We start from the raw sequence: 13,605 nt of genomic DNA, 5'->3' as shown, positions 1-13,605 counted from the left end.
CCCCTCCCACCCCCCGTCGCCCCGCACCTGGTCAGTGCGGGGCGACACCCTTCTCACGACCCGGTGAGCGAACGGCGCTTTCACTCATTCCTAGTGAGCGAGAGCGCCGCTCGCTCACCTCGGCCCGGGCCGCTCAGCGGCATGGGCGGCGAGGACACGCTGCAGGCCGGCCGTGATCGCGTCGCGCTCCTCGGGCGTCAGGTGGTCGGCGAAGTGCCGCCCGATCCCGTCGAGGTAGCCCGGAGCCGCCGCGCGCAGCCGCTCCCGGCCCGCGGGCGTCAGGACCGCCCAGCTCCCCCGCCGGTCGGCCGGGTCCTGCTCGCGCACCACGAGCCCGGCCCGCACCAGCTCGTCGACGATCCGGCTGACCCGCGAGCGCGACACCACCGCCCGCTCCCCCAACTCCTGCATCCGCAGCCGGCGGTCCGGGGCCGAGCCGAGCTCCAGCAGCACGTCGTACCAGGTCAGCGGCATGCCCTGGGAGCGCTCCATGTCGCGTTCCAGCTCGCGGAGCACCGCGGCATGGGTCCGCAGCAGCGCGGCCCAGGCCGCCACGCCCGCGTCGTCGGGATCCATGCGCGCAGCATAGCTTGTGCGTGCGCACACATCGTGCTTATCCTGTGCGTGCGCACGCACCTCTTCTCGAAGGAGTCCCATGACCCGCCTGCTGCACGTCGCCGCCTCGCCCCGCGGGGCCGCCTCCGAGTCGCGCGCGATCGCGAGGACCTTCCTCGACGTCTACGCCGAGACCCACCCCGACGCCGAGATCGCCCACCGCGACCTGTGGGACGGCACGCTGCCGGCCTTCGGCCCCCCGGCCGCCGAGGCGAAGATGGCGGTGTTCGCCGGCCGGGAGCCCGAGGGCGAGGGCGCGGCGGCGTGGGCCGCGGCGACCGCCGAGTTCCGCCGGTTCGACGCGGCCGACCGCTACCTGTTCAGCGTCCCGATGTGGAACGCCGGCGTGCCCTACGTGCTCAAACAGCTGATCGACGTGATCAGCCAACCGGGCCTGGTGTTCGGCTTCGACCCGGAGCAGGGGTACACGGGGCTGCTCCACGGGAAGAAGGCCGCCGTCGTCTACACCAGCGCGGTCTACGGCGCCGGCCGCGGCCCGGCGTTCGGCCGCGACTTCCAGGCCACCTTCTTCACCGACTGGCTGCACTGGGCCGGGATCGAGGAGGTCGAGGAGATCCACTTCCGCCCGAACCTCGTCACCGCGGACGCGGACACGGCCCGGCAGGCCGCCCACGCCCGGGCCCGGGAGCTGGCCAAGACCTGGTGATCCTGTGAGCGAACGGCGCTCTCGCTCACTAGGCGTGAGCGAGAGCGCCGTTCGCTCATCGGGGTGGGAACGGGACGACGGCATGCCCACCGCCCCTGCCGGGTATGCGGACCCGGACGGTCCGTGGGAAGGGGAACGCATGGCGCGGCCGAAGGTCGTGGTGGTCGGCGGCGGGTTCGGCGGGGTCTACGCGACCCGCCGGCTGGCCCGTGCGGACGCGGACGTCACGCTGCTCGACCGGACCACGACCTCGCTGTTCCAGCCGCTGCTCTACCAGTGCGCCACCGGGTTGCTGTCCGAGGGGCAGATCACGACCCCGCTGCGGACCCTGATGCGCCGGCACCGCAACGTGCGCGTGGTCCTCGGCGAGGCGTGCGACCTCGACGCGACCGCGCGCGTGCTCACCGCCCGACGCCCGGACGAGACGACCTTCGAGCTGCCCTACGACCAGCTCGTCGTCGCCGCGGGGATGCGGCAGTCGTACCTCGGCCACCCCGAGTTCGCGGTGCACGCGCCCGGGATGAAGACCATCGACGACGCGCTGGCCATCCGCCGCCGCGTGCTCGGGGCGTTCGAGATGGCGGAGACCCTGCCGGACCCGCGGGACCGGGCGGAGTGGCTCACCTTCGCCGTGGCCGGCGGCGGCCCGACCGGGGTGGAGCTGGCCGGGCAGATCCGCGAGCTCGCCCTGCACGCGATCGAGCACGAGTACCGGCACATCGACCCGCGGGAGGCGCGGGTGCTGCTGTTCGACGGCGGCGACCGGGTGCTCAAGTCCTTCGGCCACAACCTCACCGACAAGGCGCAGCAGGCCCTGGACAAGCTCGGTGTCGAGACCGTCTTCGGCGTGCACGTCACGGACGTCGACGAGCGCGGGATCGTCACCACCGCGAAGAAGCCGGGCCCGGACGGGCGGCGGGAGCAGCGCCGCTACGAGGCCCGCACGGTCCTGTGGACCGCGGGCGTCGAGGCGGTCCCGTTCCTGGAGAACGTCGCCAAGGAGACCGGGGTGACGCAGGACCGGCAGGGCCGGATCCCGGTCGAGCCGGACCTCACCGTGGCGGGGCATCCGGAGATCCGCGTGGTCGGCGACGTCATGAGCCTCGGCGACCTCCCCGGTGTCGCCGAGGTGGCGATGCAGTCCGGGCGGCACGCGGGCGAGGACGTCCGGCGGGTGCTGGCCGGGAAGCCGACGCGCCCGTTCCGGTACCGGGACCTCGGCAACGCCGCCTACATCTCGCGCCGGCACGCCCTGCTGGAGAAGGGCCGGCTGCGGGTCGACGGGTTCACCGGCTGGATCCTGTGGGGCGGTATCCACATCGCGTTCCTCGCGGGCGTGCACAACCGGTTCACCACGCTGCTGAGCTGGGCGACCGCGCTCGCGGCCAACCGGCGCGGGGAGCGGGCGTACCCGCTCGGCGAGCCGACCACCGCCGCGCGCCCGTACACCACGGAGTACGTCCGGCGAGGATGAGCGACCGGCACGTTCGCTCAGTAGGTGTGAGCGAGAGTGCCGTTCACCGGGGTCGGGTGGGGGTCACGCGGGGGGCGGGGATCCGGCGGAGGGCGAGGGCCAGGGCGAGCGCGCCGGCGAGCAGCACGGTGAGGTAGCCGACGACCCCGGTCCAGCCGGCGTGGTCGAACACCACCCCGCCGACGGTGCCGCCCACGCTGCTGCCCGCGTAGTAGCCGAACAGGTACAGCGACGACGCGATGCCCGGCGAGCCCTCGGCCAGCATCGACGAGCGCCGCCCCACCCAGCTGCTCGCCAGCGAGTGGCCGGCGAAGAACCCGACCGTGACGAGGAGCAGCCCGGCGAGGACCGTCGGCAGCCAGGCGGGCGTGGTGACCCACGCGCCGGCGGCGGCGACGGCGATCCCGATCCACATCACCTTCCGACGGCCGAACCGGTCCCCGAGCCGGCCCGCGGCCGTCGACGCGTAGGAGCCGGCCAGGTACCCGAGGAAGATCAGCGCGACGAGCGCCGCGGGCAGCCCGAACGGTGCGCGCAGCAACCGGAAGCCCAGGTAGTTGTAGACGGTCACGAACGCGCCCATGAGCAGGAAGCCGATGCCGAACAGGCACAGCAGGCCCGGGTCGCGCAGGTGCCGCAGGATCGGCACGCCCAGCTCGCGGACCCGGACGCGGGGCGCGGCCGGGGCGACCGACGGCGGCAGCAACATCCGGAAGGCCACGGTGCAGGCGAGCGACACGAGCCCGACGGCGAGCAGCGCGAGCCGCCAGCCCGCGACGTCCGCGACCGCCGTGGCGATCAGCCGGCCGGACAGTCCGCCGATGGTGTTGCCGGCGATGAGCAGCCCGACCGCGCCGCCGAGGTGCCGCGGGGCCACCTCGCGGGTCACGTGGGACATCGCCAGCGCCGGCAGCGCGGCCAGCGCCACGCCCTGCGCCGCCCGGATCCCGACGAGCACCCCGAAGGTCGGGGCGAGCGGGGCCAGCACGCCGAGGAGGGCCGACGCGGCCAGGGCGACCGTCATCACGCGGGCGCGGCCCCAGGCCTCGGCCACCGCCGAGAGCGGCACGATCGCGAGGGCCAGGGTCAGCGTGGTTGCCGAGAGCGCCAGGCTGGAGGTCCCCGAGGACACGCCGAACTCGTCGGCGAGCGTGGGCAGCAGCCCCTGCACCGCGTAGACCAGCACGAACGTCGCCAGCCCGGTGCACCACATCGCCAGCCCGAGCCGGCGGTAGCCCGGGCTGCCGCGCTCGTGACCGAGGGCGGAGGTGAGGGGTGCAGGGGCTGTCGTTGTCATCGCCAACGACCGTACGACCGGGGGCAGTATGCGTCCAATGCAAGAGAGCCCGTGCGATGATGCAGGAGTGGATGAGCCGGTGCTCCTGACCGCGCTCGCACCCCGGCTGCGCTGGTTCGTCGCGGTCGGGCGGGCGGAGCACGTCACGCACGCGGCGGACGAGCTGGGTGTGCCGCAGTCCACGCTCTCCCGCGGGATCGCCCGGCTCGAACGGGAGCTGGGGACCTCGCTATTCGTCCGCAGCGGCCGCTCCGTGCGGCTCACCCGCGAGGGCCGGCTGCTGCTGCGCTACGCCGAACGCGCCCTCGCCGAGCTGGCCACCGGGGCCCGCGAGCTGGCCGGCGAGGTCGACAGCGTCCGCGGCCGGGTCACGCTGGCCTTCCTGCCGACGCTGGGCGCCGATGTCGTCCCGGGGGTGATCGGCGAGTTCCGCGCGCGGCACCCCGGCATCCGGTTCGACCTCGTCCAGGATGCGCACGCGGTCCTGTTGCAGCGGCTGCGGGCCGGCGAGGCCGACCTCGCGCTCACCTCCCCGCTGCCCGAGGAGGCCGGGCTCGCCGCGCAGCCCCTGGGCGAGGAGGAGCTGCGGCTCGCGGTGCCCGCCGACCACCCGCTGGCCGCCCGCCGCGAGGGCATCCCGCTGGCCGACGCCGCGGGCGAGGCCTTCGTCGGCTTCCTGCCGGGGTACGGCCTGCGGACCATCGTCGACGCCTGGTGCCGGGAGGCCGGGTTCACCCCGCGGCTGGCCTTCGAGGGCGGCGACACCGCGACGCTGCGCGGGTTCGTCGGGGCGGGCCTGGGCGTCGCCCTGCTGCCGGTGTCACACCGGGAGCCGCCACCCGGCGTCGTCGAACTCCCGGTGACGAGCCCGCGGACGAGCCGCGTGATCGGCGTGGTGTGGTCGCGGGACCGGCCCGCCAGCGCGCCGGTGCGGGCGCTGCGCCGGTTCCTGCTGGACCGGGACGCCCCGCTGTTCGCCAGCGTTTGACAGCCTCTCCGGCGCTTCCTACCTTCCGTCCGGAATGGGCGACGGCGCCGCATTCCGGCGTCCCGTCCTCGGTGAGGAGGGTCGGGTATGCGGCGTCGCGCGATCGGAGGGCTGCTCGCGGTCCTGTGCGTGTTCCTCGCCGGCTGCGGGCTTCGCGGCGCCGGGCAGGCGGGCGGCAGCGACACGTACGTGCTGCGCTTCTCCCACGTCGTCACGGCCAAGACGCCGAAGGGCAAGGCGGCCCAGCGGTTCGAGGAGATCGTCGAGCAGCGTTCCGGCGGCCGGATCGCCGTCGAGATCTATCCGAACTCCGAGCTCTTCGGCGACGAGGACGAGCTGCAGGCCCTCCAGTCCGGCGCGGTGCAGATGCTGGCCCCGGCCAGCGCGAAGTTCACCACGATCGCCCCCGCGCTGCAGGTGCTCGACCTGCCCTTCCTGTTCCGCGACGTCGAGGACATCCCGCGCGTCGCCTCCCCGGACACCGCCGTGGGGCGCGCGATCTTCGGCAACCCCGAGCTGGCCCGCCGCGACATCCTGGTGCTCGAGCTGTGGGACAACGGCCTCAAGCAGCTGTCCTCGAACACCCGGATGACGGCGGCCGAGGACCTCTCGGGCCTGCGGTTCCGCATCCAGCCGTCGGACGTCCTGCGCGCCCAGTTCGCCGCCTGGGGCGCCCAGTCCACCCCGCTGGCCTTCGCCGAGGTCTACAACGCCCTGCAGCAGGGGCTCATCGACGGCCAGGAGAACCCCTGGTCGAACATCGAGTCGCAGAACATGCACACGGTGCAGCGGTACATCACCGAGTCGAACCACGGCTACGTCGGCTACGTGCTCACCGTGAACCGGCCGTTCTTCGAGGAGCTCCCGCCGGACCTGCAGCAGGTGGTCCGTGAGGCGGCCACGGAGTCCGCCCGGTACAACCGCGAGGTCGCCGCCCAGCTCAACGAGGAGGCGAAGAAGACGATCGCCGAGGCCGGCACCACGGAGATCGTGCAGCTCACGCCCGAGCAGCGGGCCGCGTTCGAGGCCTCGGTGGTCCCCCGGGTGTGGGACGAGCAGGCGGACGTCATCGGCCGGGACGTCGTCGACGAGCTGCTGGCGCAGCGCCGGGCGGGCGGTGCGTGATGGCGGCCTTCGACCGTGTCCTCACCCGGGTCGAGAACGTGCTGGCGGCCGGGTCGCTGGGGCTCGCCGCGCTGGTCGCGATCGTCGCGGTGCTGCTGCGCACGACCACGGGACAGATCCTGTTCTGGTCCGAGGAGGCCGTGATCCTCCTCGTGATCACCTCGACCTTCCTCGGCGCCGTGGTGACCCTGCGCTACGACGAGCACGTCAACGTCGACCTGGTGGCCCTGTTCCTGTCCGAGCGCGGCAAGCGGGTGCTGGCGCTGATCGGGATCGCGGTCACCCTGGTCTACCTCGGCATCGTCGGCGCCTTCGCCTGGCTGGTCCTCGCCGAGCCGTACGCCCGGCTGACCCTGACCCCGGCGCTGAAGCTGCCGCTCTGGCTCGCGACCCTCCCGGTCCCGGTCGGCTTCACGCTGATGTTCCTGCGCGCCTGCGAGATCGCCTCACGCATGCTCTCGGGCCGGGATCCCTACCCCGCGCGGACGGCCGAACGGGAGGCCGAGGAGGCCGCGGAGCTGGAGGCCGAGGGCGCGATCGGGCGCCCACCGGACGAGGGGCCCACGGACGACGGCCCGGGCCGCGGCGAGGCCGGCCGATGAGCGCCGCCGCGATCGCCCTCCTGGTCACCCTGGTGGTGCTGCTGCTGTCCTCGGCGCCGATCGCCGTGGCGCTCGGGCTCACGACCTTCCTCTACTTCTTCTACTTCACGACCATCCCGCTCACGCAGGTCCCGGAGACCCTCACCAACGCGCTCAACAGCTTCCCGCTCGTCGCGATCCCGTTCTTCGTCCTCGCCGCCACGATCATGAGCCGGGGCGGGATCAGCAGGCGCCTGACCGAGGCCGGGCTCGCGGCCGTCGGCGGGTACCGCGGCGGGCTGGCGATGACGGCCGTGCTGTCCTGCGTCTTCTTCGCCGCGATCTCCGGCTCGAGCCCGGCGACCGTGGTGGCCGTCGGCACCCTGCTGATCCCCGCGATGATCCGGGCGGGCTACGGCCGGGACTTCTCGACCGGGCTGATCGCCACGTCCGGGTCGCTGGGAATCCTCATCCCGCCGTCCATCCCGCTGATCGTCTACGGCATCGCGACCGAGACCTCGATCGGCGACCTGTTCCTCGCCGGGATCCTGCCCGGCCTGCTGGCGGGGGCGTTCCTGCTGGTCATGGTCGTGGTCGTGGCCCGGCGGCGGGGCTACGGGACGGGGGCCGACGCCGTCGACATGACGCGGGCCGAGAAGGTCCGCGCCTTCCGGGACTCCATCCTGTCGCTGCTGCTGCCCGCGTTCGTGCTGGGCGGCATCTACGGCGGCTTCTTCACCCCGACCGAGGCCGCGGCCATGGCCGTGTTCTACGCGCTGCTGGTCAGCCTGCTGGTGTACCGCGAGCTGTCGTGGCGCGACATCGGGCCGATCCTGCTGCGCTCGGCCCGGACGTCCGCGATGGTCATGTTCATCATCGCCAACGGCATCCTGTTCTCCTTCGTGCTGACCTACGAGCGGATCCCGGGCGAGGTGACGGGCGCGCTGCTGGGCCTGAACCTGCAGCCGTGGCAGTTCCTGCTCCTGGTCACCGTGCTGCTGCTCATCGTGGGCTGCTTCATGGAGACCTCCAGCGCCATCCTCATCCTCGCCCCGATCCTCTTCCCCATCGCGACGGAGCTGGGTGTCAACCCGATCCACCTCGGGATCATCATCGTGATGAACCTGGAGATCGGCATGATCACGCCGCCGCTCGGCCTGAACCTGTTCGTGGCCAGCGGGATCTCGCGGATGAGCGTGCTGCGGGTGGCGCGCGCGGCGCTGCCCAGCGCCGGGGTCCTGCTGGTGGCCCTGCTGATCGTCACCTTCGTCCCGGTGATCAGCCTCGCCCTCGTGGAGTGACTAGCCTGGGCGGCATGCGGACGGTGATCGACCCCGTGGTGATCGACTCGTGACGGTCGACGACGAGGGCCGCGCCGTCGACGTGCCGGCGAAGGTCGAGCGGATCGTGTCCGTCGTGCCGTCGCTGACGGAGGCGGTCGGGGCCACGGACGTCTCCCGGTTGGTGGCCGCGACGGACTGGTGCACCCATCCCGAGGGCCTCGACGTGCCGCGGGTGCGCGGCACCAAGAACCCCGACGTCGAGGCGATCGTCGCGCTCGAGCCGGACCTGGTGCTGGCCAACCAGGAGGAGAACAGGCCCGGCGACCTGCAGCGCCTGCGCGACGCGGGGCTCGCCGTCTACGTGACCGACATCCGGACCGTCGACGGCGGGCTGGACTCGCTCGGCCGCATGCTCGCCGCCTGCGGGTTCGACGAGCCGGTGTGGCTCGCCGAGGCCCGCCGCCTGTGGGCCGCCCTGCCCGAGCCGGCCGAGCGGCGCCGCGCGGTGGTCCCGATCTGGCGCAGGCCGTGGATGGCCTGCGGCTCGGACACCTTCACCGGCGCGGTGCTCGCCCGGCTCGGCGTGGACAACGTGCTCGCCGACTCCCCCGAGCGCTACCCGCGGTTCGACCCGGCCGACCTGCCCGCGCACGACCTCGTCGTGCTGCCGGACGAGCCCTACCTCTTCACCGCCGACGACGGCCCGGAGGCCTTCACCGCTCCGTCCGTGCTGGTCAGCGGGCGGTTGCTGACCTGGTACGGGCCGAGCCTGGTGGAGGCCGCGCGGGTGCTGCCGGAGGCCCTGCGGGGTTAGGACGCCTGCGGGAGGCGGGCCTCGCGCAGGGCGCTGCGGCGGATCTTGCCGGCGTCGTCGCGCAGGGGCTCGGCGGTGAGCTCGACCGTCCGCGGCACCTTGTACGGGGCGAGCCGGCCGCGCACGAACCCGCGCAGCTCCTCCTCCCCCGGCTGCTCCCCCGCGACCTGCACGATCGCGTGCACCACGCTGCCGTAGTCCTCGTCGGGCAGACCGATCACGGCGGCCGACAGCACCGCCGGGTGCTCGCAGAGCGCGGCCTCGACCTCCGCCGGGTACACGTTCGCGCCGCCGACCAGGATCATGTCGGTCTGCCGGTCGGCGAGGTAGAGGTAGCCGTCCGCGTCGAAGGTGCCCATGTCCCCCAACGACTCCCACCCGTCGCGCTCGCGCGCCTCGGCGCCGATGTACCGGTAGGTCGTCGCCTCCCCGTCCGGCCGCATCCAGATCTCGCCGACCTCGCCCGGCGGGAGCTCGCGGAAGTCCTCGCCGCGCACGCTCATCCGCCCGCGTTGCACCCGCCCGACCGAGCCGGGCCGCTCCAGCCACTCCCGGCCGTCGATCATGCAGTTCGCCTGCGCCTCGGTGCCCGAGTACAGCTCGATCACCGTCTCCGGCCCCACCCAGTCCAGCCAGCCCCGCTTCACGTGCGGCGGGCAGGGCGCGCCGACGTGCAGCACGGTCCGCAGCGACGACAGGTCCGCGGCCTCCCGCACCTCGGCGGGCAGCCGCAGCATCCGGCCCATCATCGTCGGCACCACGTACAGCCACGTCGCCCGGTGCGCGGCGACGAGGTCCAGCGCGCGGGCGGCGTCGAACCGTCCCATGAGGACGACGTGGTGGCCCTGCAGCAGCGCCATCAGCGAGAACATGTACGGCGCGTTGTGGTAGAGCGGCGCGGTGGACAGGAACACCCCGTCCCGGTCGATCCGCAGCAGCGGGGCGCGCGCGAGCACGGCCTCCACGCTCGCCGGCTGCCCCGCCACGATCAGCTTGGGGCGGCCGGTGCTGCCGCCCGAGGTGGGCGCCTTCCACGACGGTCCGACGACGTCCGGCAGCGGCGTCGCGTCGCCGGTGGACAGGTCCTCGTCCCCGGCCAGCCACGGCCGCCCGTCGCCCGGGTCCAGCCCCACGACCAGGGCCGGGTCGGCGATCCGGACCAGCGCGGCGAGCTCCGCGGGCGGGAGCCGGTGGGACAGCGGCTGCGGCACCGCACCGAGCTTCCACGCGGCCAGCGAGCACTCGACGTGCCGGATCCCGTTCGGCAGCGCGATGGAGACGAAGTCCCCGTACCCGACCCCGAGCCCGGCGAAGCGGCGGGCGAGCCGGGTGGAGCGCTCGTCGAGCTCCCGGCGGGTGACGCCGCCGCGCTCGTCGGTCAGCGCGGGGCGGTCCGGCCCGGCGGCGGCGAGCTCGCGCAGTCGGACGGCGAGAGCGGTGCTGACGGTGCTGACGGCACTGACGGCACTGGCGGGACTGGCGGGACTGGCGGCGCTGCTCGGCATTCTCGTGAGCATCGCTCACGACCGGGGTGTGCGGCAAGGTCGCCGACGGGCGCCAGGAGGACGGCCCACGGGGTCCCCGTGGCGCGGTCCTCGCCGGCGCCCTCGCCGTGCCCGCTCCTACCGGCTCGCCTTCAGCAGGTCGGAGCACTTCTCGCCGACCATCATCGTGGTGATGTTGGGGTTGATCGCGGGCAGGAAGGGCAGCACGGACGCGTCGGCCACCCGCAGGTTCTCCACCCCCCGCACCCGCAGCTGCGGGTCCAGCGGAGCCTTCGGATCCGTCGCCGGGCCCATCTTCACCGTGCAGGCCGGGTGGTAGACGGTGTTGTGCGTCCTGACGACGTAGTCCTCGATCTCGTCGTCGCGCACGGCCTCGGGCCCCGGCGCCAGCTCGTGGGCCACCCACTCCTTCAGCGCGGGCTGCTCGGCGATGCGCCGGGCCAGCCGGATGCCCTCGGTCATCACGCGCATGTCGTGGCCCTCGGGGTCGGTGAAGTAGCGCGGGTCGACCCGGGCGCGGTCGCGGAAGTCCCGGCTGCGCAGCCGCACCGTGCCCCGGGACCGGCCGCGGGTGACGTTCGGGGTGAGGCAGAAGCCGTTGTCCGTGCTCGGGTAGCCCCAGCGCACCGTGTTGAGGTCGAAGGGCACGGAGCCGTAGTGCATCATCAGGTCCGGCCGGTCCAGGCCCGGCCGGGTGCAGTGGAACAGCCCGATCTCCCACCACTGCGTGGACCGGTCGACCATCGGGCGGGCGGCCTCCCACATGACCAGGCCCTCGACGTGGTCGTCGAGGTTCGCCCCGACGCCGGGAGCGTCCACCAGCACCTCCACCCCGAAGTCCTTCAGGTGCTCGGCGGGCCCGATCCCGGACAGCATGAGCAGCTTCGGGGTGTCGATCGCGCCCGCGGACAGGATCACCTCACGGCTCGCCCGCACGATCTGGCGGCCCGGCCCGATCCCGCGCTGGTACTCGACTCCGGTCGCCCGGGGGCCGTCGAACAGCACCCGGGAGGCCCACGAGTCCGTGCGGACCTCGAGGTTCCGTCGGGTGCCCATGACCGGGTGCAGGTAGCTGACCGAGGCCGACGCCCGCGTGCCGTCCGGGAACGAGTTGATCTGGAAGAAGCCGGCGCCCTCGGTGATCGTGACACCCTCGTTGAACCGGACCGTCGGCATCCCGACCGCCGCGCACGCCTCCAGCATCGCGACGCCGCACGGGTCGTCCGGCGGGATCTGCATGAGGTTCACCGGGCCGGAGCGGCCGTGCCCCTCCCACGGGCCGTCGTTGGTCTCCAGCCGGCGGATGAGCGGCCAGCACTCGTCGGCCGTCCAGCCGTCGCAGCCCAGGGACGCCCACTCGTCGAGGTCCTCGCGCGGGGTCCAGAACGCGATGCAGGAGTTGTGCGAGGAGCAGCCGCCGAGCACCTTGGCCCGGGCGTGCCGGAGGAAGGAGTTGCCGTGCTCCTGCGGCTCGACGAGGTAGTCCCAGTCGTAGCCGGAGTCCAACAGGTACATCCAGTCCTCGAGGCGCAGGATCGCCGGGTCCCCGACGTCCGACGGGCCGGCCTCCAGCAGGCACACCGTGACCGACGGGTCCTCGGACAGCCTGGCCGCGAGCGCGCAGCCCGCCGAGCCCCCGCCGACCACCACGTAGTCGAACGTGCCGGCCTCGCCGGCGCCCGGCGCCTCCCCGATGTGGATCCCCGTCACGGCAGCTCCCCCTCCATCTGCTTCATCTGCTCGGCCATGTGCTCGGGCAGGGTGCCGAGCTGGTGGCGGCCCTTGAGCCGGAACCACAGCAACCCGATCAACGCCACCGCCCCGATGAAGATGAACGCGATCCAGCGCAGGACGCCCTCGCCGTAAACGTCGGCCCGCGGCCAAGCCAGGTTCAGCGCCATCGCCGCACCCCACAGCACGGCCAGGATGTTGATCGGCAGGCCGAGCCGGCCGAGCGAGAAGTAGCCGCTCGTGCGCGCGTCGGGACCCGGCCACTCGCCGCGGAGCCGCTTGAGCAGCATCGGGCCCGTGACCAGCAGATACGCCAGGTAGATCATGATGATCGCGACGCTGGTGACGGCGGTGAAGATCGCCGGCGAGCCGATGTTCACCACCAGGATCAGCACCGACGCCACGCCGATCAGGACGGCCGGGACGACCGGCGTCTTGCGCTTCGGGTCGATCCGCGCCAGCCGCGCGCCGCCCGGCAGCGCGTTGTCGCGGGCCATCGCGAACATCAGCCGGATGGCCGCCGTGTGCACGGCCAGCGCGCAGACGGTGATCGCGACGATGATCGTAACCAGGAAGATCTTGCCCAGGGTGGAGCCGAGCGCCTGGATGACGATCAGCTGCAGGCCGCCGCCGTTCTCGCCGAGGGCGGGGTCGGCCAGGTCCGGCGCGGCGAGGATGCCGAAGAGCAGGATCAGCCCGCCGATCACGAACGAGGCGATCACGGCACGCAGGATCGCGGTCGGCGCGGTCCGCCGCGGGTCGACCGTCTCCTCACCCAGCGAGCTGGCGGTGTCGAAGCCGTACATCACGTAGGCGCTGGCCAGCGCCGCGACGAGGAACGCGGCGAAGTACCCGCCGGGCTGCCCGGCGCCGATCCCGTTCGTGTCGAGCAGCACCGACGGCGGGTTGACGATGTTCACGCCGAGCAGGATCACCAGCAGCACCGCCGCGATCAGCTCGATGAACACCCCCGTGCTGTTGATCCGCGCCATCAGCTTCACGCCGAACGCGTTCACCAGCGTCGTGAACAGGATCAGGATCGCGCCCCAGATCACGGCGCTGACGGCGAAGTCCGTCTCGCCGGTGCCGTCGCCGACGAGCTGGAAGCCGGACCAGATCTGCGGCAGCGTGACCTGGTAGGCCAACACCACCGCGGTCAGGGTGACCACGGACGCGGTGAACATGATCCAACCGGCGAGCCAGGACGTCGTCGGGCCGGCCAGGCGCTTGGACCAGTTGTAGACCGACCCGGCGACCGGGTAGCGGCCGGCGAGCTCGGCGAAGCACAGCGCCACCATGATCTGGCCCGCGAACACCATCGGCCAGGACCACCAGTACATCGGCCCGCCGAAGCCGAAGCCGAAGTAGAAGAGCTGGAACGTGCCGGTGAGGATCGAGATGTAGCTGACGCCGGCGGCGAAGCTGGCGAACTTGCCGATGCTGCGGTCGAGCGACTGGCTGTAGCCGAACTCGGAGAGTCCGTGGTCGTGCTGCTCGTTCTCGGTCGTGCTCACACAGGCCTCCG

12 protein-coding genes are annotated in these 13,605 nt (G+C 73.0%); 7 read left to right on the top strand and 5 right to left on the bottom strand.

Annotation, left to right across the window (positions count from 1 at the left end; genetic code table 11):
• Positions 1–114: 114 nt before the first annotated feature.
• A complete protein-coding gene (locus tag ABD990_RS03805; RefSeq protein WP_345378342.1) occupies positions 115–576 on the bottom strand; it encodes a MarR family winged helix-turn-helix transcriptional regulator in 462 nt (153 codons plus the stop codon).
• Between the two features lie 79 nt (positions 577–655).
• Here ABD990_RS03805 and ABD990_RS03800 point away from each other — a divergent pair, with 79 nt between their 5' ends.
• Positions 656–1,282 carry an FMN-dependent NADH-azoreductase gene (locus tag ABD990_RS03800; RefSeq protein WP_345378341.1) on the top strand — a complete coding sequence of 209 codons (627 nt, stop codon included), beginning with the start codon at positions 656–658 and terminating at the stop codon, positions 1,280–1,282.
• Between the two features lie 139 nt (positions 1,283–1,421).
• Entirely contained in the window at positions 1,422–2,756 is a 1,335-nt protein-coding gene (locus ABD990_RS03795; protein WP_345378340.1) for an NAD(P)/FAD-dependent oxidoreductase, read from the top strand.
• Between the two features lie 43 nt (positions 2,757–2,799).
• Here ABD990_RS03795 and ABD990_RS03790 read toward each other — a convergent pair whose 3' ends face one another.
• Positions 2,800–4,053, bottom strand: coding sequence for an MFS transporter (locus ABD990_RS03790; protein ID WP_345378338.1), 1,254 nt, complete (start codon positions 4,051–4,053; stop codon positions 2,800–2,802).
• A 67-nt stretch (positions 4,054–4,120) separates the two neighbouring features.
• Between ABD990_RS03790 and ABD990_RS03785 the strand changes: the two genes are divergently transcribed.
• The 5 genes from ABD990_RS03785 to ABD990_RS03765 all read left to right on the top strand — a co-directional run bounded on the left by ABD990_RS03785 (position 4,121) and on the right by ABD990_RS03765 (position 8,844).
• A complete protein-coding gene (locus ABD990_RS03785) occupies positions 4,121–5,041 on the top strand; it encodes a LysR family transcriptional regulator (RefSeq protein WP_345378336.1) in 921 nt (306 codons plus the stop codon).
• Positions 5,042–5,128: 87 nt separating this feature from the next.
• On the top strand, positions 5,129–6,166 hold the full coding sequence (locus ABD990_RS03780; RefSeq protein ID WP_345378335.1) for a DctP family TRAP transporter solute-binding subunit: 1,038 nt from the start codon (positions 5,129–5,131) through the stop codon (positions 6,164–6,166).
• Positions 6,166–6,768 (top strand): TRAP transporter small permease, encoded by a 603-nt coding sequence (locus ABD990_RS03775; RefSeq protein WP_345378333.1) that lies wholly within the window; start codon positions 6,166–6,168, stop codon positions 6,766–6,768. Before ABD990_RS03780 ends, ABD990_RS03775 begins: the two co-directional genes overlap by 1 nt.
• Positions 6,765–8,048 (top strand): TRAP transporter large permease, encoded by a 1,284-nt coding sequence (locus ABD990_RS03770; protein ID WP_345378332.1) that lies wholly within the window; start codon positions 6,765–6,767, stop codon positions 8,046–8,048. Before ABD990_RS03775 ends, ABD990_RS03770 begins: the two co-directional genes overlap by 4 nt.
• A 49-nt stretch (positions 8,049–8,097) precedes the next feature.
• Complete coding sequence (locus ABD990_RS03765) at positions 8,098–8,844, top strand: helical backbone metal receptor (RefSeq protein ID WP_345378331.1); 747 nt, start codon at positions 8,098–8,100, stop codon at positions 8,842–8,844.
• Here ABD990_RS03765 and ABD990_RS03760 read toward each other — a convergent pair.
• The 3 genes from ABD990_RS03760 to ABD990_RS03750 all read right to left on the bottom strand — a co-directional run bounded on the left by ABD990_RS03760 (position 8,841) and on the right by ABD990_RS03750 (position 13,594).
• Positions 8,841–10,349, bottom strand: a complete 1,509-nt coding sequence (locus tag ABD990_RS03760; protein ID WP_345378330.1) for an AMP-binding protein — start codon at positions 10,347–10,349, stop codon at positions 8,841–8,843. The genes ABD990_RS03765 and ABD990_RS03760 overlap by 4 nt on opposite strands.
• A gap of 117 nt (positions 10,350–10,466) precedes the next feature.
• Complete coding sequence (locus ABD990_RS03755; RefSeq protein ID WP_345378329.1) at positions 10,467–12,059, bottom strand: GMC family oxidoreductase; 1,593 nt, start codon at positions 12,057–12,059, stop codon at positions 10,467–10,469.
• The gene (locus tag ABD990_RS03750; RefSeq protein ID WP_345378328.1) at positions 12,056–13,594 is read right to left on the bottom strand and encodes an APC family permease; all 1,539 of its coding nucleotides are present in this window, start codon (positions 13,592–13,594) and stop codon (positions 12,056–12,058) included. Before ABD990_RS03750 ends, ABD990_RS03755 begins: the two co-directional genes overlap by 4 nt.
• Between the last annotated feature and the right edge of the window lie 11 nt (positions 13,595–13,605).

Origin of the sequence: Pseudonocardia yuanmonensis (assembly GCF_039542425.1) — a bacterium.
GTDB lineage: Bacteria > Actinomycetota > Actinomycetes > Mycobacteriales > Pseudonocardiaceae > Pseudonocardia > Pseudonocardia yuanmonensis.
The sequence above is the reverse complement of the archived record's forward strand: the minus strand, read 5'-3'. Positions and strand labels throughout refer to the sequence as shown.